This is a genomic window from Luteimonas sp. RC10, from assembly GCF_014192745.1.
Taxonomy (GTDB): domain Bacteria; phylum Pseudomonadota; class Gammaproteobacteria; order Xanthomonadales; family Xanthomonadaceae; genus Luteimonas.
The window spans coordinates 98,206-119,032 of record NZ_JACHYJ010000003.1 but is presented as its reverse complement, the minus strand read 5'-3'; the positions used below and the strand labels follow the sequence as shown (position 1 = coordinate 119,032).

Here is a 20,827-nt window from a genome sequence, read left to right as displayed (position 1 = left end):
CGACGGCCATCGTGATCGGCCTCAGGCCGCCTCGACCATGACGATGCAGTCGACCGGGCAGGCCGGGACGCACAGCGCGCAACCGGTGCACAGCGGCTCGACCACCGTGTGCATCAGCTTGGACGCGCCGACGATCGCATCGACCGGGCAGGCCTGGATGCACTTGGTGCAGCCGATGCAGTCGGCCTCGATCACCAGCGCGACCGGCGGGCGCGGATGGTGCGGGCCGCGGCTGCGATCGAAGGGTTGCGCCGGCACGCCGAGCAGGGTCGCCAACGTCCGTGCGCCGGCATCGCCGCCTGGCGGGCACCGGTCGATGTCGGCCTCGCCGCGCGCCATCGCCTCGGCGTAGGGGCGGCAACCGTCGAAACCGCACTGGCCGCATTGGGTCTGCGGCAGCAGGCGATCGAGGCGTTCGACGAGATCGGGAGCGGGGGACATGCGGCAGGGTGAAGGCGGGCGGCGCACAGGGTAGCGCGCTGCGCCCGCATGCGCTGCGCTGTGTCGGCGATGGCGGCCCCTGCAACACGCCCGCCGGCCGTTCCTGACTGCGCGGTCTAGTTCGAATGTATGACCGCGCCGGGCGACACGGTCTGGCAGGCTCGACCCATGCCGACCGATACCACGCCTCCGATCGCGCCCGACGCGACGCTCCGCACCCCCGTCCGCCCCCGCAAGCCGCTGTGGCACCACCTCTACTTCTGGGTCCTGCTGGGGATCGCGGCCGGCATCGTCATCGGCCTGGCCGCGCCGCAGGTCGGTGCACAGATGAAATGGCTGGCCGACCTGTTCATCAAGCTGGTCAAGGTCGTCATCGCACCGACGATCTTCGCCACCGTCGCCGTCGGCATCGCCGGCCTGGGCAATCTCGCCAAGGCCGGCGGCCTGGCGCTCAAGACCGTGGTCTATTTCAACGTCACCACGGTGTTTGCGCTGGGCATCGGCCTGGTCGTCGTCAACCTGCTCGGACCGGGCCGCAACCTTGGGCTGGACATCGAGACCTTCGATGCCTCGGCCGCGCAGGGCACGCTCGCCAGCGCAGGGGCTGCGGCCGGTGATGGCATCACCGGGTTCCTGCTGCATCTGGTGCCCAGTTCGTTCTTCGCGGCCTTCGTCGAGGGCCAGCTGATCCAGGTCCTGGTGATGGCGATCCTGGTCGCCTGTGCGATCACGATGCTCGGTGAGCGCGGCAAGCCGGCGGTCGCCGCACTCGACACGATCGCCCAGGTGATGTTCGGCGTGATCAAGATCGTGATGTGGTTTGCGCCGCTGGGCGCGATGGGCGGCATGGCGTTCACGATCGGCGAGTATGGCGGTGCGATTCTCGGCTCGCTCGGCTACTTCATGCTCAGCTTCTGGCTGACCTGTCTGCTGTTCCTGTTGCTGGTGCTCGGGCCGATCTGCTGGTGGTCGGGCTTCAGCGTGTTCAAGTACATCCGCATGATCCGCGACGAACTGCTGATCGTGCTCGGGACCTCGTCGTCGGAAACCGTGCTGCCGCGCATGCTGGCCAAGCTCGAAGCGGCCGGTGTGCCCAAGTCGGTGGTCGGCCTGACGATTCCCACCGGGTACTCGTTCAACCTCGACGGCACCGCGATCTACATGGCGATGGGCGCGATCTTCATCGCGCAGGCGTTCGGGATCGAAGTGCCGATCGGCACGCAGATCGCGCTGCTGGTGTTCATGCTGATCTCCTCCAACGGCGCGGCAGGCGTATCGGGCGCCGGGCTGGTGACGCTGGCCGCCTCGCTGGCGGCGTTCGAAAGCGTGATCCCGCTGGCCGGCATCGCGCTGATCGTCGGCATCGACCGTTTCATGTCCGAGGGCCGCGCGCTGACCAACCTGACCGGCAACGGCATCGGCACCCTGGTGATCGCGCGCTGGACCGGTCAGCTCGACCGCGAGCGCCTGGCGACGGTGCTCGACAACCCACAACTGGTCGATCCCGATCGCGTGCTGGCCGAGCAGGCGGCGCGCGATGCGGGCCGGTCGGTCGGGACGGCGCCGGCGCGGCCGGCCTGACGCACGGATGCGAGCGGTTGCGCACGCAACCGTTGCGCAGTGCGAGCGCACCGGTTAGGGTCGATCCCATGTCGCGCTTGTCCGCTCGCAATACCAACCGCAACGCCCCGCGCACGAATAATCGTGCGCGGCCGAGGCGGGTGTGGGAGCGGGCGCGAGGATAAGGCAACACGCGCAACGCACCAGACACACAACCCGCATCGGCCGCGATGCGGGTTTTTTTGTGGCCCGCGCGCGGCTCCTCACCCCCAAGGAGCCTCACCATGTGTTCGATCTTCGGCATCTTCGGCCTGCAGCCCGGCGATGACATCGCCTCTCTGCGCCGGCAGGCGCTCGCCTGTTCGCAACGCCAGCGCCATCGCGGTCCCGACTGGAGCGGCGTGCACGCCGACGCGCGCGCGATCCTCGTGCACGAGCGCCTGGCGATCGTCGATCCGGCCGGCGGCGCCCAGCCGCTGCGCTCGGTCGATGGCGCACTGGTGCTGGCAGTCAACGGCGAGATCTACAACCACCAGGCGCTGCGGGCGGACCTGGGGACGCCCTATGCGTTCACGACCGCATCCGACTGCGAGGTGATCAACGCGCTGTATCGCGAGCACGCAGACGACCCCGCGGGCCCGACGACCTGGCTCGAACAGCTCAACGGCATCTTCGCGTTCGCGCTGTGGGACCGCACCTCCGGGCGCGCGATCATTGCCCGCGACCCGATCGGCGTGGTGCCGCTGTACTGGGGCCACGACCGCGAGGGCCGGCTGCGCGTGGCCTCGGAGATGAAGGCACTGGTCGACAGTTGCGCCGATGTCGCACAGTTCCCGCCCGGCCACTGGTACGACAGCGCGACCGGCACGCTGACGCGCTACTACGCGCGCCCTTGGCGCGAGCATGACGGGGTGGCCGGGCATGCGCCGTCGTTGCCGGCGCTGCGCGAGGCCTTCGAGGCCGCCGTGCACCGGCAGCTAATGACCGACGTGCCGTATGGCGTGCTGTTGTCGGGCGGGCTGGATTCCTCGCTGGTCGCCGCGGTCGCCGCGCGCTATGCGCGCCATCGCATCGAGGACGGCGACCGCAGCGAGGCCTGGTGGCCGCGGCTGCATTCGTTCGCGATCGGCTTGGCCGGCTCGCCGGACCTCGCCGCGGCGGCCGTCGCGGCCGAGGCGCTGGGCACCGTGCACCACGGCTTCGAGTACACGTTCGAGGAAGGGCTCGACGCGTTGCCGGACGTGATCCGGCACATCGAGACCTTCGACGTGACCACGATCCGCGCATCCACGCCGATGTTCCTGCTCGCGCGGCGGATCAAGGCCATGGGCGTGAAGATGGTGCTGTCGGGCGAGGGCTCTGACGAGATCTTCGGCGGCTACCTGTACTTCCACAAGGCGCCCGATGCGCGGCAGTTCCACGAAGAGCTGGTACGCAAGCTCGACGCCTTGCACGGCTACGACTGCCTGCGTGCGAACAAGGCGATGATGGCCTGGGGCGTCGAACCGCGCGTGCCGTTCCTCGACCGTGAGTTTCTCGACGTGGCGATGGACATCGACGCCGCATACAAGATGATCGATCGCGGCAGCGTGGGGTATCAGCGCATGGAGAAGGGGCTGCTGCGCGCCGCCTTCGACGGCGCATTGCCCGACGAGATCCTGTGGCGGCAGAAGGAGCAGTTCAGCGACGGCGTGGGCTACGGCTGGATCGACGGGCTCAAGGCGCACGCCGAGGCCCAGGTCAGCGACCGCGAACTGGCGGCCGCGGCGAGTCGCTTCCCGCACGCGCCGCCGCAGACCAAGGAGGCGTATCTGTATCGCAGCCTGTTCGAACAGGCGTTCCCGACGCCTGCCGCAGCGGCGACCGTGCCGGGCGGCAAGTCGATCGCGTGTTCGTCGCCCGCGGCGATCGCCTGGGACGCCGCGTTCGCGACTGCGGCCGACCCCTCGGGCCGCGCAGTCGCCGGCGTCCACCACGCTGCAGTGGCCTGAGGCCACGTCACCATCACTGCATGGATCGCCTTCCCCGCAACGCGGGGGAGGTCGGTCCGCATCGCGGACCGGGTGGGGGCCGGGCCGCGCAGGCCATGGCTACAGCCGGCCGGCCATCCGTGCGAGCGTGGTGTCGCGCCACAGCAGATGGTGCAGCGCGACCATCAGCACATGGCCGACCACCAGCGCGAGCAGCGTCCAGGCGAGCACGCCGTGCGTCAGGTTCGCCGGCGCCATCAACGCCGCCTGCTTCACGCCGGTGGCCGGGAACAGCGGCACGCCCCAGGGCGCGAAGCCCTTGCCCGAACCATACTCGCGCAGCAACGCCACGGTCGGCACCCAGGCCATCAGCGCGTACAGCGCCGCATGCCCGGCCAGCGCCGCGCGGCCGACCCAGGTCGGCGGGTGCGGTGGCCGGCGCCGCCATTGCGACAGCCCCCAGACGCCGCGCGCGAGGATCAGCAGCATCAGCAGCGTGCCGACCGGCTTGTGGGTACCGACCAGGAACGCGGTCAGGGCATGGCGCCCGAGCGCCAGCTTCACGCCCATGCCGAGGAACTGCCACGCAAACAGCGCAGCCATGCCCCAGTGCAGCAGGCGGGTGACCAGGCCATAGCGGGCGGGGGAATCGAGCCAACGGGACGACATCGGGAGCGGGATCCGCAGCAGGCGCGGGTGCGCCGGGGGCCCAGTTCAGCTGGCAGCCCGCGTGCTGTCAATCGCCTCGACGCAATGCAGCGTCAAGGGTCCTTGCGCACCATTGCCCCCCGTACGGGACCGGGACCGCAGCACGCCTTAAACTGGCGCCCGATTTCCACGACAACCGGGCAGCACAGTGATCATCCATCCCAAGGTCCGCGGCTTCATCTGCACCACCACGCACCCCACCGGATGCGCCAACAACGTGCGCGACCAGATCGAGGCGACGCAGGCGCGCGGCGTGCGCGACGACGGCCCGAAGAAGGTGCTGGTGATCGGTGCATCGAGCGGCTACGGACTGGCGGCGCGCATCAGCGCGGCCTTCGGCTTCGGCGCCGACACGCTGGGCGTATTCTTCGAGAAGCCCGGCACCGAGAAGAAGCCCGGCACCGCCGGCTGGTACAACGCCGCGGCGTTCGACAAGGCCGCCAAGCAGGCCGGTCTCTATAGCCGCTCGATCAACGGCGACGCGTTCTCCGACGCCGCGCGCGAACAGGCGATCGCGCTGATCCGCGACGAGATGGGCGGGCAGGTGGACCTGGTGGTCTATTCGCTGGCCTCGCCGGTGCGCAAGCTGCCCGACACCGGCGAGCTCAAGCGCTCGGCGCTCAAGCCGATCGGCGAGGCCTACACCTCGACCGCGATCGACACCAACAAGGACCAGGTGATCCAGGCGACCGTCGAACCGGCGACCGAGCAGGAGATCGAGGACACCGTGACCGTCATGGGCGGTCAGGACTGGCAGCTGTGGATCGACGCGCTGCGCGATGCCGGGGTGCTCGCCGATGGCGCGAAGACGGTCGCCTTCAGCTACATCGGCACCGAGATCACCTGGCCGATCTACTGGCACGGTGCGCTGGGCCGGGCCAAGGCCGACCTCGATGCGACCGCGCGCCGGCTCGATGCGCAGCTCAAGCGCACCGGCGGCAGCGCCAACGTCGCCGTGCTCAAGTCGGTGGTCACCCAGGCCAGTGCTGCGATCCCGGTGCTGCCGCTGTACATCGCGATCGTCTTCAAGGTCATGAAGGAGCTCGGCCTGCACGAGGGCACGCTCGACCAGCTCGACCGTCTGTTCCGCGAGCGCATGTACCGCGCCGACGGCGCGCCGGCCGAGCTCGACGATGAACACCGTCTGCGTCTGGACGACTGGGAACTGCGCGACGACGTGCAGGCGCAGTGCAAGGCGTTGTGGCCGCAGGTCACGACCGAGAACCTGACCGCGCTGACCGATTACGCGGGCTACAAGCACGAGTTCCTGAAGCTGTTCGGCTTCGAGCGCGACGACGTCGACTACGACGCGGACGTCGATCCGGTGGTCGATTTCGACGTGATCGAACTGCGCGACTGAGCGCGCGCGACCGCGGCGCGTGCCCGGCGCCGGCACTGGCCGGCACCGGGCATGTCCGCACTCAGCCGCAGCAGTAGCACTGCAGCGGCTGGCCGGGGCCGCCGGGCCCGAGCTGCCCGCCGAACGGCGCGCATTCCTGGGCGCAGGCCCACGCGCTGCACGAGGCCTCGCGGTCCTCGCCGTCGTCGGCCATCGCCTGCATCGCACCGAAGCCCATGCAGCCCACGAACAGGGCGGCAGCCGCAGCGTTGCGCATCGTCTTCCAGTACCGTGTCATCTCATCGCTCCTCGACAGTGGCCAGGGCCGGCGACGCATCCGTGCGTTGCAGCGCGGCCAGAAGGTCCTGCATCCGCTCCTTGGTATCGAAGGTGCCCACGCGCGCGTAGCGCAGCCGGCCGTCGCGATCGAGCGCCAGCAGCGCCGGCACGTTGCGCGCGCGAAACAGCATCACGTGGCGCCGGTCGGTCAGTGTGGTCACCGCAAACGGCAGGCGATGGGCATCCGCATAGGCGCGGGCCTGCGCCGGCGTGCAATGGCACACGCCCAGCACCTCGACGTCCGGTCCATGCGCCTGGGCGATGCGCCGCGCGGCTTCGGCCACGCGCGGCAGCGAGCGTCGCGAGTACGGGCAGGTCGGGGTGAAGAAGTACAGCACCTGGAACGTGCCGGAGGGCGCGCCGAGCACGTGCGCGGCGCCGTCGAGCGTGGTCGCCTCGACCTGCGGCACGTACATGCCCAGATAAGGTTCGGTGGTGCGCGTCACGAACCAGCGCCGTTCCTCGCGCAGTTCTCGGTTCTGCCAGGCAAGCACCGCCACCAGCGCGCAGGCGCCCAGCAAGCCCAACCAGATCCATGGCATGCGACGTGGCATGCGACCGCCTCCTGCGTTCGATCGTGCCTAGACCCTGCGCACGCAGCGGCTCGGGGTCAATCGGTGGCTGCGCGATTGACCATCGAAATGGCCGAATTGCACAGGCAGTCACAGTTCCGATGCAATGGCATTGGCGGCCTTGTGACACGGGTGCGGCAGTGCGTCACGGACCTGGCGCTTCGCCACGGCGGGGGGGCGTGCGTTCCAGGTGATGATGGCTGGCATGGCGAAGCGCCGGGTCGATGGGGCCGGTGGGGGCGCCTGCTCGCCCATCGGCGAGGCGTGCTTGGACCCTGTGCGTCGACGATGGCGCGTCGGCACGGCGTGGGGATCGGGCGGATGCGATGTCGCGGGGCGCTGGATCCGATGCGATCGCCCGCGTCGGCCCGAGTGGCTTGCCCGGCGTGTCGGGCGGCCCCATTTCGGGACCATGGATCTGTTCCCGACCGCCGCGCCGCGGACCCTCGTCGACGACGACGAGGGCGGTATCCGCTACTGGGCCGATGCGGTCGATCCGGCAACTGCGGCGGCGTGGTTCGAGGCGCTGCGCGACGGGGCGCACTGGGAGGCCCAGCATCGGCCGATGTACGACCGCGTGGTCGCGGTCCCGCGGCTGCTGGCGTCCTATCGGCTCGATGCGCTGCCGCCTGGCTTGCCGCTGGCTGAGATGTGCGGCGTCGTGCAGCGGTTGGTGCCTGCGCCGTACACCGCGGTCGGGCTCAATCTCTACCGCGACGGCCGCGACAGCGTGGCCATGCACCACGACAAGTTGCACACGCTGGTGCCGGGCCAGCCGATCGCGTTGCTGTCGCTGGGCGGTGCGCGGCGGATGTCGATCCGCGCGAAGGCCGGGGGTGGCAAGGCGATCGCGATCGAACTCGCGCCCGGCAGCGTGCTGGCGATGAGCCATGCCTCGCAGCTGACCCACGAGCACGGGATCGCGAAGACCACGCGTCCGGTCGGACCACGGATCAGTGCAGTCTTCCGTGCGCGCCCGGCCGAGAAGATGGCGGCCGGGCTTTACGGCACCCATTGGCAGGGGGCGCTGGACCGCTAGTCGCGGCGCGCCGCGTCGGGTGGCGCCGCGCGGTGTGCGGGCTGCAACTGCAGCACGTGCGTGGCCGGGCCCGGCAGGAACGGTGAGGCGCGGCCCTGCACCCAGTCGTCATGGCCGGCGCCCCAGAACGGCGACAGGGGATGGCCGCTCTGGCCGCCGGGCATGTGCGCGATGCCGTCGGCTTCATGCCCGGGCGCGACCACCATGCGCTGCGAAGCACCGAACGCCGGCGCCTGCACGCGCGGCACGGTACCGTCGCCGGGCAGCGGCTGCGCCGGCATGCACAGCGCACGCCGGCCGATGAGCGGGATTGCGGCCGCGAGCGGATGACAGATCGCCGCGGTGTTGTGCTCGCCCCAGCTGCGCTGCGCCAGCGGCCCGTCGGCCTGCAGCGTGTCGCGGACCTCGCGCGCGGCGTCCTCCAGCAACGCAGTCCAGCCGTCGGCGATCGGCGCGCAGCGCCCCTGCTGAGTCTGCGGGGTGCAGGCGAAGCGGCGTGGCAGCAGGTGCTCGGGGCGCTGGCTCACCAGCGGCCAGACCACGCCTTCGAAGTTCGGCGGGTCCGGCCAGGCGATCGCGTCGCCTGCGGTTGCGCGTGCGGGTGCGAGCAGGCCGTCGGCGATGCGCGCATGCACCGCCAGCCGCCATGCGCGGACGATGCGGTAGGCGACCGAATCGACCGCGGCGCGGCCGCGCCAGTCACCGCTTGCGTCGGCAAGGGCGCGCAGCGCGGTGGCATCGGCACCGGCCGCGTCGGCTGCGCGGACGAGCAGGGCCTGCCACTGCGTCAGCAGCAGCGCGCGATCGTCGAGCTGGATCGCGAGCAGATCGCGCTCGCTGAAGCGGTTGCGGGCATCGAGTCCCTGACGGATCTGCCAGGCGCGGATGCCCAGGGCCGCACCGCCATCGCCGAGCCGGGCGAAGTCCGCGCCATCGACGACGCGGCTGTTCGCGGTCCACAGCCGCGTCGCGTCGGGCGTGCGCACGATCGGTGAGGTGTCGGTGGCGATCGGCCATGGTGCGCAGACGTTGCCGGCATCGCCCGACGCGCCGGCCCCGGGTGGATGCGAAACTGTGCGGCCATTGCAGCCGGGCGCACGCACCGGGACCGGCCCGAGCAAACGCCAGGCGACCGCGCCGTGCAGGTCGCCGATCACCAGGTTCTGGGTCGGGGTCGCGGTGCGGTCGGCGATCGCGAGTGCGTCGTCGAGGTCGCGGGCGTGGGCGAAGTCCGCCAGGCCGAAGTTCAGCGCGCCGGGCAGGTGCGCCGTCCAGCGCAGCGCCAGCGCGCTGCCATCAGCTTCGCGATGGACGACCGGTCCCCAGTCGCTGTCGTCCACGGTCAGCACCTCCGCCGCGCGACCGGCGATGGCGATGGGTTCGGCATGGCGCCGCAGCGGCGTGCAGCCGGACGCCGGCGGGACGGATGCGTCGCAGGGCACGATGCGTTGCCAGTCCAGCGTGTCGACGTAGCTGTTGGTGAAGCCCCAGGCGATGTGTCCGTTGCTGCCGACGATGACCGCGGGCAGGCCCGGCAGCGTGAAACCGGTGATATCGACGCGGCCGCCCGGCGCGCGGGCATCGGGATAGCGCAACCGCGCACGGAACCACAGGTTGGGCGCGCGCAGCCCCAGATGCATGTCGTCGGCGACCAGTGCGCGGCCGTCGGCGGTCAGTGCACCGCCGACCGCGAAGTTGTTGCTCCCTACGGCAAGATCGGCCGCCGCAGGCGGCCCGCCGTCGTCTCTCCCCCGCACCGCGGGGGAGAGGGGAACCGCTTGCGACGCGAGCGGTGGAGTGGGGGCCTGCGCGGACATCACCGCGGATCGCGCGCCGGCGCTGCCCCCGTCCGTCACGTCCAAGCGGCGCAGATCCACCGCGTCGGCGTCCGGCAAGAGCGCATCGCCGCGCGCTGCGCCCTCCAGTGGAGCATCCCAGCGGCTGCCGTCGTAGGCCACCAGTGCAAGCAACGCGGGTGGCAGGTGCGGGCGCAGCCGATGCATCGCCAGTTCGCGTGCGTTGCTGGCATCCTGCAGGTCGAAGTACATCGAGAAGCCGACCAGCGCCGAGTCGGCCGGCGTCCAGGGCGCCGGCTGCTGACGCAGCAGCAGGTACGGCCAGGGCCGGGCCCGCAGTGCGGCCAGCCCGGCGTTCGCGCCTTGCGTGTAGGCGCGCAGGTGCCGCATGCGCTCTCCGGCGATCTCGGCCAAGGCAGCGTCGACGCGGGCGCGCATGCGGTGCAGGCGATGGCGACGATCGGTGTCGAGCGCGCGCTCGCCGAACAGCGCCGAGAGTTCGCCTGCGGGCAGGCGCCGCATCAGATCCATCTCGAAGTAGCGCTCCTGGGCATGTACCCAGCCCAGCGCGCGCATCGCATCCGCCTCGCTGTCGGCGGTGATCGTCACCGTCCCCAAGGCGTCGCGCTGGATCGTCGCCTGCGCCTCGAGCCCGGGCAGCGTCCGTGTGCCCGCCAGGTCCGGCAGGCTGCCACGCAGTTGCCACCACAGCATCGTGGCGATCGCCAGTGCAGCGACTGCCAGGGCGAGCAGCGCCCGCAGGCTCCAAGTGCGCCACCGGTTGCGCATTGCCGAGCTCCCCTGTCGCGGCCGCCTGCCGCGGTCCGATTGTTTCAGGTTCCGCGCGATGGTGCGGGCGTGCCGCGGCGCTCAGCCCGCGGCGATGGGCGCGTTGTATGCGTGCTCGGCCAGACCCGACACCACGCCCAGCGACGGGTCGCCGCGGACGACCCGGGCCTGCGGGAACCGCGCCCGCGCGGCAGCCTGCACGTAGGGCGCACCGGACATGCCGCCGGTCAGGAACAGCGTGTCGGGCGGCTGCGGCAGGTCGGCGCGGACCTCGTCGAGCAGTCCGCCGATCTGGTCGAGGAAGCGCGCGGCGGCGGCCTCGAGATCGGCGCGCTCGGCGTCCACGCGCAGGCCCGGCTCGATGAAGTCGAGCGGCTGCACCGCCGTGGCGACGTCGCTGAGCCGGACCTTCATGGCCTCGATGCCGCGGTAGAGCCGGGTGGTGCCGCCCTCGTCCTGCAGCGCCTGCAGGCGCGCGCCGTACGGCGCCACGACGTCGCGGTAGTCGTGGCGGTGGAACTCGCGCTGGCGCGGCAGGTCCTGCACGGTCGCGGCCTCGACGAAGTGGTGCACCGGCGTACGCGTGACGCCCTTGCCGAACAGCGGCATCGCGCGGGCCAGGCTCAGCGCGATGTCGACGTCGGTGCCGCCATTGGCGATGCCCCAGGCGCGGTGCACCTGCGGCGCATCGTGGCCGCCGATGCTCGCCAGCGCGATGTCGGTGGTGCCGCCGCCGATGTCGACGACCAGGGTGGTCTGGCGCTGTGGGCTGATCGCGTGGTGATGCAATGCAGCGGCCGCCGGTTCTTCGAGAAAGTGCACGGTGTCGAAACCGGCGATGCCCGCGGCCTCGCGCAGGATCGCCAGCGCCTGCTCGCCGCCGGCCTCACCCATCGAGCTGCGGAAGCGCACCGGCCGGCCCAGTGTCGCCTCGCGCACGACGGTGCCCAACTGGCGGCTCGCGGTGAGCCGGATGTGCTCGAGGATGTGTGCGGCGATGCCGGCGATGGTGGCGCGGGCGCGCGGATGCAGATTGAAACCGAGCATTGACTTGGGCGACTGCACCAGGTTGCCAGTGCCGTCCTCGAGGTAGCGTTCGATCGCCTCCTCGCCGAACACCGCGTCCTGCAGATCGGCGACCGAGGTCTCGGCCTCGCGCATCTGCTGTTCCATCCATTGCCTGCGCACGATGCGCACCGCGTCGCCGCGCAGCTGTGCCTCGCTGCGTGCCGCGGTGCCGGCGCGGGTCTGCGCGGCCTTGAGGTCGCGCACGATCTCGGCGACCTGCGCCTCCATCGCGTCGGTCAGTGCGAAGTCGGCCACGTCGGGCACGGCGCGCGGGAAATACACCGCGGTGCGGAACTGCGCCTGCCCGCCGAAGCGGATGTGTTCGAGGCGGTCGCCGATGCGCGCGGCGGCGGCCGAGTAGCTGGTGCCGAAGTCGATACCGATCTTCATCTGCGCAGGTCGGGAGGCGGAGGGGCGGGCGAGTCTACGTGGCTGGCCCTGAGAATGCGAAATGCATGCATTTGCATCCGATCATCGTCGCGGCCGACTGGGCATACTGCGCCCATTCCCGGACCTGCGAGCCCCCCGATGAAAGGCCATCCCGAAGTCGTCGACTACCTGAAGTTCCTGCTGCGCGGCGAGCTCGCCGCACGCGACCAGTACTTCATCCATTCGCGCCGCTACGAGGATCTGGGGCTGCACCAGCTCTATGCGCGGATCAACCACGAGATGGAGGAGGAGACCCAGCACGCCGATGCGCTGCTGCGCCGCATCCTGTTCCTGGAGGGCGATCCGGACATGCGCCCCGAGGCGTTCGAGCCCGGTCGTACGGTCGAGGAGATGCTGCGCAAGGACCTCGCGCTCGAGTACGCGGTGCGCGACCACTTGGCCCAGGGCATCGCGCTGTGCGAGCGCCATGGCGACTTCGTCAGCCGCCAGGTGCTGGTGACCCAGCTTTCGGACACCGAGGAAGACCACACCTACTGGCTGGAGAAGCAGCTGCGCCTGATCGAGATGATCGGCCTGCAGAACTACCAGCAAAGCCGCATGGGCGAGGCGGAAGGCACGCACGCCGGCGTGGGCTGAAAGCGCCACGCATGCGCGCGCTGCGCGGCGCGTCAGTCGCGTCGCGCGACCTGCCAGACCGCGGTCGACAGCGCGGTCGTGCCGAAGTCCGGCTCGCTGGCGAGGATGTCGCGGTGCTCGACCAGGTTCACATGCCAATCGGCATCGAGCAGCGCATGCACCTCGTCGGCGTCCACCGAGAACGGCGGCCCGGCCTTTTCGTGCTGCGGATACACCAACGTGACCAGCAGTCCACGGCAACCGGCCGGTAGCCGGCGCCACGCGGTCGCGGCGTAGGTCGCGCGCAGGTCCGGCGGCAGCGCGATCATCGCGGCCCGGTCGTAGACCGCCGCGCAGTCGGCCAGCACGCTCGCATCGAGCGCAAAGGCATCGCCGACGATCAGCTCGAACGGGCCGGCGGTGTAGTGCCGGCCAGCCGCGGTGTCGTGGATCTGCGGCGTCAGCCCACGCCCGTCGAAGAACGCCTGGACAGCCAGCTCCGACAGCTCGACTCCGAGCACGCGATGGCCCTGTTCGGCCAGCCACACCATGTCCAGCGACTTGCCGCACAGTGGCACGAAGACGCGGGCGCCGGCCGGCAGGCGCAGGGTCGGCCAGTGCGCGACCAGCAGCGGCAGCGGCGCGTCACGGTGGAAACCGATGCGCTGCGTGCGCCAGCGCTCATGCCAGAACTCGGGATGCATGGCGGTCTTCCGAAAAAAATCGATGGTGGGTGACGGCGCAGGCCGTCACTCCACCGACAGGCCCTCGACCTTCTGCCAGCCGCGCGGCAGCAGGCCGCCGCGGCTGGCGCGCGCGCCGATGTAGGCGTCGAGGTCCTTGAACGCCAGGGTCATCGTGCGCGCGCCCGACTGCACCAGCAGCGCGCCGCCCGGCGACACCACGGCCAGCGCGACGACCTGCTCGGTCCCACGCTTGGCCTTGGGAATCTCGATGATCTTGTTGCCTTTGCCCTTGTCGAGTTCCGGCAGTTCGGCGACCGGGAACGCGAGCAGGTGACCGGCGCTGGTGACCACCACCAGCCGGTCGGCCTGGGCGTCGCGGACCGCCGCCGGCTGCAGCACGGCCGCGCCCGGCGAGAGCGAGAGCATCGCCTTGCCGGCCTTGTTGCGGCCGGTGAGGTTCTCGAACCGGGTCACGAAGCCGTAACCGTGCGAGGACGCAACGACGAAGCGACTGTCGTTGTCGCCAGTGGCGATCGTCTGGAACGCGGCGCCCGCGGCCGGCGAGAAGCGGCCGGTCAACGGCTCGCCGTTGCCGCGCGCCGACGGCAGCGAGTGGGCGATCGTCGAATAGCTGCGGCCGTTGGAGTCGAGGAAGGCGACCTGCTGCGTGCTGCGTCCACGTGCAAATGCCAGCAGGCGGTCGCCCTCGCGGTACGACAGCCCGGCCGGGTCGACATCATGCCCCTTGGCCGCGCGCACCCAGCCCTTCTCGCTGACGACGATCGTCACCGGCTCGCTGGGCACCAGGTCGGTCTCGGCCAGTGCCTGCGCGCTGCCGCGCACGACCAGCGGCGAGCGGCGGGCGTCGCCGAACTTCTTGGCGTCGGCCAGCAACTCGTCCTTGATCAGCTTGCGCAGCTTGGCCTTGCTGTCGAGCGTGGCGATCAGGCGATCGCGTTCGGCCTCCAGCTCCGCCTGCTCGCTGCGGATCTTCATTTCTTCCAGCCGCGCCAACTGGCGCAGACGGGTCTCGAGGATGTAGTCGACCTGCTCGTCGCTGAGCCTGAAGCGCGCCTGCAGCACCGGGCGCGGCTCTTCCTCCGTGCGGATGATGCGGATCACCTCGTCGAGGTTCAGGAACGCGATCAGCAGCCCGTCGAGCAGGTGCAGGCGGCGCTCGACCTTCTCCAGCCGATGGGTCAGCCGGCGGGTGACGGTGTCGGTGCGGAACTGCAGCCATTCGCTCAGCAGCGTCTTGAGATTCTTGACCTGCGGCTTGCCGTCCAGACCGATGACGTTGAGGTTGACCCGGTAGCTCTTCTCCAGGTCCGTGGTCGCGAACAGGTGGCCCATCAGCTGCTCGGCATCGACCCGGTTCGACCGCGGCACCAGCACCACGCGCACCGGGTTGGCGTGGTCGGACTCGTCGCGGATGTCCTCCAGCCACGGCAGCTTCTTGGCGCGCATCTGCGCAGCGATCTGCTCGATCACCTTCGACGGCGAGACCTGGTAGGGCAGGGCGGTGATGACGATGTTCGCGTGTTCCTTCTCGAACGTCGCGCGGGCACGCACGCTGCCGTGGCCGGTCTCGTACATCTGCAGCAGATCGGACGCCGGGGTGATGATTTCGGCGCTGGTCGGGTAGTCGGGCCCGCGCACGTGCTCGCACAGATCGCGCACGCTGGCGTCGGGATCGTCGATCAGGCGCACGCAGGCGCTGACGATCTCGCCCAGGTTGTGCGGCGGCACGTCGGTGGCCATGCCGACCGCGATGCCGGTGGTGCCGTTGAGCAGCAGGTGCGGCAGCCGCGCGGGCAGCCACGAGGGCTCCTCGAGCGTGCCGTCGAAATTGTCGGTCCAGTCGACCGTGCCGTGGCCGAGCTCGGAGAGCAGCATCTCGGCGATCGGGGTCAGCTTGGACTCGGTGTAGCGCATCGCCGCGAACGACTTGGGATCGTCGCTGGAGCCGAAGTTGCCCTGGCCGTCGATCAGCGGATAGCGGTACGAGAACGGCTGCGCCATCAGCACCAGCGCCTCGTAGCAGGCGCTGTCGCCATGCGGGTGGTACTTGCCGATCACATCGCCGACCGTGCGCGCGGACTTCTTGGGCTTGGCGGACGCACCCAGGCCCAGCTCGCTCATCGCGTAGACGATGCGGCGCTGCACCGGCTTGAGGCCATCGCCGATGAACGGCAGCGCACGGTCGAGCACCACGTACATCGAGTAATCGAGGTAGGCGCGCTCGGCGAACTCGCGCAGCGGCAGCTGCTCGAAGCCATGGAAGGCGGGGCGGACGGACTCGGTCATCGGGACTGCGGCTGCGGGGGAGCCGGCGATTCTAGCGGGTGCCGGTCGCAGGGGACGAGCCGCCCCCCTGGCTGGGCCGAACGGGGGGCGAATACAGGAATTGCGCCCGGTCGCGCTATGATGCGGTCCCATGGATACCAAGCTGCGCGCGCGCGGAGTCTCCGACCCCGCCTCCTCTGGCGCCCGCCATCCGCTGTCGGGCTCGCCCCGACGCGCCTCCCACTCGGGCTGCGAAGCCTGCCTGAGCCGGCATCTGGCGGTCTGCGCCGCGCTGCCGGCCTCCGAGACCCATGCCCTGGAGGCCGCGGCCGGCGAGGTCGTGCTGCCGGCCGGCGCCACGCTGGTCCACGAGGGCGGCCCGCGTCGGGACGTCTACACCGTGACCCGCGGCATGCTGCGCCGGGTGCGGCTGCTGCCCGACGGCCGCCGGCTGGTCGCCGGCTTCCTGATGGAAGGCGATTTCATCGGCTTCAGCAGCGCCGCGCACTACAAGCACACGATCGAGGCGATCACCGAGTGCGTGCTGTGCGTGTTCCCGATGCAGAACATGCGTCGGCTGTGCGAACGCTATCCCGAGCTCGAGGCCGGCATGCTCGCGCAGGCCTGCACCGAGCTCGACGCGACCCGCGCCAGTCTCATGCTGCTCGGCCGGTTGGGCCCGAGCGAACGGCTGGCGGGCTTCCTGGTCGACATGGCCGAGCGCCAGCAGCGCCGCGGCGGCCGCGTCGATCGTGTCGATCTGCCGATGACCCGTGCCGACATCGCCGACCACCTCGGACTGACGATCGAGACCGTCAGCCGCAGCTTCACCAAACTGCGTCAGGCCGGCGCGCTCGCCTTCGACGATCCACGTCGTATCGATCTGGTCGACCTGGCGACGCTGCGCGCCACCGCCGGGCTGTAACCGTCCGCAGGCGCCTCACAGGCGCTGCATGGCGATGGCCGCGTCGCGGCCGTGTGTTGGATTTTGACCGCGCTGGCAGCGCATGATGCCGGTCATGACGACCCCGCGTGATTCACGATGACCGACCGCTACACCGGCGTGCCGTACGGGCAGGACGCGGCATTGCGCAGCCACTTGAGCTTTCCGGTGGTGGGCATCGGCGCCTCTGCCGGCGGCCTGGTCGCGTTGCGTCGCCTGTTCGAGCAGGCGCCGGCGACCGGCGGCATGGCCTACGTGGTCATCCTGCATCTATCGCCGCGGCACGAGAGCCAGGCCGATCAGGTGCTGCAGCGTTGCACGCGGATGCCGGTGATCCAGGTCAACACGCCGACCCCGATCGAGCCCAACCACGTCTATGTGATCTCGCCGGCCAAGTCGCTGACGATGAACGACGGCTACCTGCGGGTGAGCGACGTCGACCGGCCGCCCGGGCGGCATATCGCGATCGACCGGTTCTTCCGCACCCTGGCCGATGCGCACATGGATCGGGCGATCGGCATCGTGCTCTCGGGCACCGGCAGCGACGGTACCGTTGGCCTGGCCCGTCTCAAGGAGCAGGGCGGGGTGGCGATCGCGCAACTTCCCGAGGACGCCGAGTACGAGGACATGCCGCGCAGCGCGATCGCCAGCGGCCGGGTGGATTTCGTGCTGCCGGCGGTCGAGATCCCGGGCAAGCTCGTGGAGCTGTGGCGCAATGCCAGCCGGATCCAATTGCCGCGGCCCGAGCCGCAGGCCGAGCACATCCTTCAGACGGCGCCGGCCACCGGCGAGGCCCCCGAGCGGGCGATCCGCGACATTCTGGAGATCCTGCACAGCCGTACCGGGCACGATTTCCGCCACTACAAGCGCGCCACCGTGCTGCGTCGGATCGAGCGGCGCATGCAAGTCAGCCTGCAGAGCGACCTGTCGGCCTATTGCGAGCACCTGCGCCGGGACATCGACGAGCCGCGGGCACTGCTCGACGACATGCTGATCGGCGTGACCAACTTCTTCCGCGATCGCGAGGCCTTCGAAGCGCTCGAGCGCGACGTGGTGCCCGGCCTGTTCGACGATCGCGAAAGCGGGCCACGGGTCTGGGTGCCCGGCTGTGCCACCGGCGAGGAGGCCTACTCGATCGCGATCCTGCTGGCCGACCATGCCGACAGCCTGGCATCGCCGCGGGGCTTCCAGGTCTTCGCCAGCGATATCGACGAACACGCGATCGCGACCGGCCGAACGGGTCTCTACCCCGAGGCGATCCTGACCGACGTGCCGCCGGCGCGGCTGCGGCAGTTCTTCTCCAAGGAACAGAACCGCTACCGGGTCAACAAGGCGATCCGCGACCGCGTGCTGTTCGCGCTGCACAACGCGCTGCGCGACCCGCCGTTCTCGCGCGTGGACCTGATCAGCTGCCGCAATCTGCTGATCTATCTCGATCGCGACATCCAGATGCGTCTGCTGGAGCTGTTCCACTTCGCGCTGCGTCCTGGCGGGCTGCTGTTTCTGGGCAGTTCCGAATCGGCCGACGCGGCGGCGCAGTACTTCGAGGTCGTGGACAAGCGCAATCGGATCTTCCGCGCGCGCGCCCAGGCCCGCGGCACGCGTCCGTTGGCGATGCCGCCCTCGCGGGTGGTCGAGGCCGGCCCGTTGCAGGAGGCGCCGCCACGGACCCGGCGCAAGGAATTCTCGTTCGCCGACGTGCACCAGCGTGTGCTCGAGGCCTATGCGCCGCCGAGCCTGATCGTCGATGCCGACTCCAACATCCTGCACATGTCGCCCGGTGCGGGCCGCTACCTGCGATTTGCCGGCGGCGAGCCCAGCAGCAACCTGATGGCGGTCATCGACCCGGCGCTGCGCCTGGACCTGCGCACGACCTTCTACCAGGCCCTGCACAGCAACGGCCGGGCCGAGACCATGGTGCGGCTCGACGCGGGCGAGACAGGCGATGCGCCGGCGCGGCAGCTGTGTCTGTCCGCGCAACCGTTCCGCGACCAGACCGCCGGTGCGGATTTCCTGCTGGTCATGTTCGACGAACGCGATGCGGCCCAGGCACCGCCGCCCGCGGACGATCGCCGGGCCGACGACGGTGGGGCCTTGCTGCACCTGGAGCAGGAACTGCAGCGCACCCGCGACCGGCTGCAGGCCACGATCGAGCAGTCCGAGGCCTCGAACGAGGAGCTCAAGGCCTCCAACGAGGAACTGCAGTCGATCAACGAAGAACTGCGCTCGGCGACCGAGGAACTGGAGACCAGCAAGGAGGAGCTGCAGTCGGTCAACGAGGAACTGATCACCGTCAACCACGAGCTGAAATCGAAGGTCGAGGAAACGGCGAAGATCAACGACGACCTGCAAAATTTCATCAGCTCCACCGATATCGCCACCGTGTTCGTCGATGCCGGGCTGCGCATCAAGCGCTACACGCCCAAGGCCGAGCTGATCTTCAACATCATTCCCGGCGATGTCGGCCGCTGCCTGCTCGACATCACCCACCGGCTGGAGTACCCGGAGCTGGCCGATGACGCCGGCAATGCGTTCGAGACCCTGCAACTGATCGAGCGCGAGATCCGCAGCACCGACGGCAAGTGGTACGTCGCGCGCGTGGTGCCCTACCGCACCGCCGAGAACCGGATCGATGGCGCGGTGCTGACCTTCGTCGACACCACCAGCCTGCGCCCGGCCGGCGAACGGCGCGGCCAGGCCGACGCCAGCGTCCTGGCCCCGACCGATGTCGCGGTGCTGGTCGCCGATGGCCAGCGACAGGTGATCTCCGCCAGCGGTGGCGTCGTCGATCTGCTGGGTTACGGCGAGCGCGAATTGCTGGGCATGCGGGTCGATGCGCTCTACGGCGAGGAGGAACGCGACAGCGGACAACCGGAGCACGACTTTGCCCAGGCTGGCGCCGGCATGGCGGTCGAGGGCTTGCGCTGGTACCGCAATCGCCGCGGCGACCGCACCCAATGCCGGGTCGCGCTCTCGGCGATCCGCGCGCAGGATGAGGTCGTCGCTTATGTATTGCTGCTCGGCGCCAGGCGCAAGGGCGGCGCGCCATCGTGGGCGGGGCGCTACGAGGCCGAGGCCTCGGTCACCTTGCGCGACGAGTTCCTGGCGGTGATGTCGCACGAGCTGAAGAATCCGCTGAACCTGATCAGCGTCAACACCGAGCTGATGGCCCGGCTGCCGGGCGTGCGCGAGTCGTCGAGCGCGATCGCCTCGATCGAAACCGTGCGACGTGCCATCCGCAGCCAGACCAAGATCATCGACGACCTGCTCGACATGTCGCGCATCCGCACTGGCAAGCTCGCGCTCAAGCCCGAGCCGGTCGACGTGGGCATGGTCGTCACCGAGCTGGTGGAGGTCGCGCGGCTCGATTCGGCGTCGGTGGGCATCGAGTTCCGGATGCAGATCCCCGACGCACCGATCATGGTGCGCGGCGATGCATCGCGGATCGAGCAGATCGTCTGGAACCTGCTCAGCAACGCGATCAAGTTCACCCCGCAGGGCGGGCAGATCTCGCTGGTAGTCGGAGTCGAGGAAAACTACGTGCGCCTGTGCGTGCAAGACACCGGGCAGGGCATCGATGCGCAGTCGCTGCCGCGGATCTTCGACCTGTTCGGGCAGGGGACCGGTCGCGCGGTCGGTCGGCGCGGTGGCCTGGGCATCGGGCTGTCGCTGGTGCGCCAACTCGTGGACCTGCACGGCGGCCGGATCGAAGCCCATTCCGACGGCCCCGGGCGGGGCGCCACGTTCACCTTGTGGCTGCCGCGTTTCACCTATCCGCTGTTCGGGCCGGGCGAGTCGGATGGTCGACACGATGCGATGCGCTGGGACGGACTGCGGCTCCTGGTCGTCGACGACGATGTCGGCACGGCCGACGGATTGGCGCAGTTGCTGGAACTGCAGGGCGCCTCGGTCGTGGTCTGCCACGATGCGGCCCAGGCGCTTGAACGGCTGGGAGCGCAGGCCTTCGATGTCGTGCTGTCGGACATCGGCATGGACGGCATGGACGGCTATGCCTTCGCCCGCAAGGCGCGCGCGCTGGCCGGTGCCGACCGGCTCGCGCTGGTGGCGCTGAGCGGCTATGCCCGGCCCAGCGACATCCAGGAGGCGAGTGCCTCGGGCTTTGATGCGCACCTGAGCAAGCCGCTGTCGATGGATGCACTGGCGGCGGCGATGCGCGACGTGCTGGCCAAGCGCCAACCGCAGGCCTGAACCTGCGCAGCAATTGCAGCCTGCGGCGGCGTCGGCGGCGCGCGTGTCACCTGCGCTCGCGCCGCCTGCCCGACGAT

At 70.1% G+C, this 20,827-nt stretch carries 15 protein-coding genes; 7 read left to right on the top strand and 8 right to left on the bottom strand.

Features of this window, described 5'->3' with window-relative positions:
- Positions 1 to 21: 21 nt before the first annotated feature.
- A complete protein-coding gene (gene rnfB / locus FHW73_RS07465; protein ID WP_183426090.1) occupies positions 22 to 441 on the bottom strand; it encodes an Rnf electron transport complex subunit RnfB in 420 nt (139 codons plus the stop codon).
- Positions 442 to 609: 168 nt separating this feature from the next.
- On the opposite strand from rnfB, the gene FHW73_RS07460 reads away from it, so the two are divergent.
- Together FHW73_RS07460 and asnB are read left to right on the top strand one after the other, a co-directional pair.
- Positions 610 to 2,022, top strand: a complete 1,413-nt coding sequence (locus FHW73_RS07460; protein WP_183426089.1) for a cation:dicarboxylase symporter family transporter — start codon at positions 610 to 612, stop codon at positions 2,020 to 2,022.
- Between the two features lie 263 nt (positions 2,023 to 2,285).
- A complete protein-coding gene (asnB, locus tag FHW73_RS07455; protein ID WP_183426088.1) occupies positions 2,286 to 3,992 on the top strand; it encodes an asparagine synthase B in 1,707 nt (568 codons plus the stop codon).
- Between the two features lie 99 nt (positions 3,993 to 4,091).
- Here asnB and FHW73_RS07450 read toward each other — a convergent pair whose 3' ends face one another.
- Entirely contained in the window at positions 4,092 to 4,640 is a 549-nt protein-coding gene (locus FHW73_RS07450; protein ID WP_183426087.1) for a cytochrome b, read from the bottom strand.
- Positions 4,641 to 4,827: 187 nt separating this feature from the next.
- Between FHW73_RS07450 and fabV the strand changes: the two genes are divergently transcribed.
- Entirely contained in the window at positions 4,828 to 6,039 is a 1,212-nt protein-coding gene (gene fabV, locus FHW73_RS07445) for an enoyl-ACP reductase FabV (protein ID WP_183426086.1), read from the top strand.
- Between the two features lie 61 nt (positions 6,040 to 6,100).
- On the opposite strand, the gene FHW73_RS07440 is transcribed toward fabV, so the two are convergent.
- Both FHW73_RS07440 and FHW73_RS07435 read right to left on the bottom strand, forming a co-directional pair.
- Entirely contained in the window at positions 6,101 to 6,316 is a 216-nt protein-coding gene (locus FHW73_RS07440) for a hypothetical protein (RefSeq protein WP_183426085.1), read from the bottom strand.
- A 1-nt stretch (position 6,317) separates the two neighbouring features.
- A complete protein-coding gene (locus FHW73_RS07435) occupies positions 6,318 to 6,884 on the bottom strand; it encodes a TlpA disulfide reductase family protein (protein ID WP_183426265.1) in 567 nt (188 codons plus the stop codon).
- Between the two features lie 457 nt (positions 6,885 to 7,341).
- Between FHW73_RS07435 and FHW73_RS07430 the strand changes: the two genes are divergently transcribed.
- Entirely contained in the window at positions 7,342 to 7,968 is a 627-nt protein-coding gene (locus FHW73_RS07430) for an alpha-ketoglutarate-dependent dioxygenase AlkB (protein ID WP_183426084.1), read from the top strand.
- Here FHW73_RS07430 and FHW73_RS07425 read toward each other — a convergent pair.
- On the bottom strand, positions 7,965 to 10,553 hold the full coding sequence (locus tag FHW73_RS07425; protein WP_255492799.1) for a penicillin acylase family protein: 2,589 nt from the start codon (positions 10,551 to 10,553) through the stop codon (positions 7,965 to 7,967). The two genes, FHW73_RS07430 and FHW73_RS07425, sit on opposite strands and share 4 nt — an antisense overlap.
- 81 nt (positions 10,554 to 10,634) lie before the next feature.
- Positions 10,635 to 12,011 carry an Hsp70 family protein gene (locus FHW73_RS07420; RefSeq protein ID WP_183426083.1) on the bottom strand — a complete coding sequence of 459 codons (1,377 nt, stop codon included), beginning with the start codon at positions 12,009 to 12,011 and terminating at the stop codon, positions 10,635 to 10,637.
- Between the two features lie 138 nt (positions 12,012 to 12,149).
- On the opposite strand from FHW73_RS07420, the gene bfr reads away from it, so the two are divergent.
- A complete protein-coding gene (bfr, locus tag FHW73_RS07415) occupies positions 12,150 to 12,647 on the top strand; it encodes a bacterioferritin (RefSeq protein ID WP_183426082.1) in 498 nt (165 codons plus the stop codon).
- A gap of 32 nt (positions 12,648 to 12,679) precedes the next feature.
- Here the strand turns inward: bfr and FHW73_RS07410 are convergent, their stop codons facing one another.
- A complete protein-coding gene (locus FHW73_RS07410) occupies positions 12,680 to 13,330 on the bottom strand; it encodes a thiopurine S-methyltransferase (protein WP_183426081.1) in 651 nt (216 codons plus the stop codon).
- A 45-nt stretch (positions 13,331 to 13,375) separates the two neighbouring features.
- Positions 13,376 to 15,619, bottom strand: coding sequence for a DNA topoisomerase IV subunit A (parC, locus tag FHW73_RS07405; protein ID WP_183426080.1), 2,244 nt, complete (start codon positions 15,617 to 15,619; stop codon positions 13,376 to 13,378).
- Between the two features lie 130 nt (positions 15,620 to 15,749).
- On the opposite strand from parC, the gene FHW73_RS07400 reads away from it, so the two are divergent.
- Positions 15,750 to 16,523, top strand: a complete 774-nt coding sequence (locus tag FHW73_RS07400; RefSeq protein ID WP_183426079.1) for a Crp/Fnr family transcriptional regulator — start codon at positions 15,750 to 15,752, stop codon at positions 16,521 to 16,523.
- A gap of 117 nt (positions 16,524 to 16,640) precedes the next feature.
- Positions 16,641 to 20,750, top strand: a complete 4,110-nt coding sequence (locus FHW73_RS07395; protein WP_183426078.1) for a chemotaxis protein CheB — start codon at positions 16,641 to 16,643, stop codon at positions 20,748 to 20,750.
- The last annotated feature ends 77 nt before the right edge of the window (positions 20,751 to 20,827 follow it).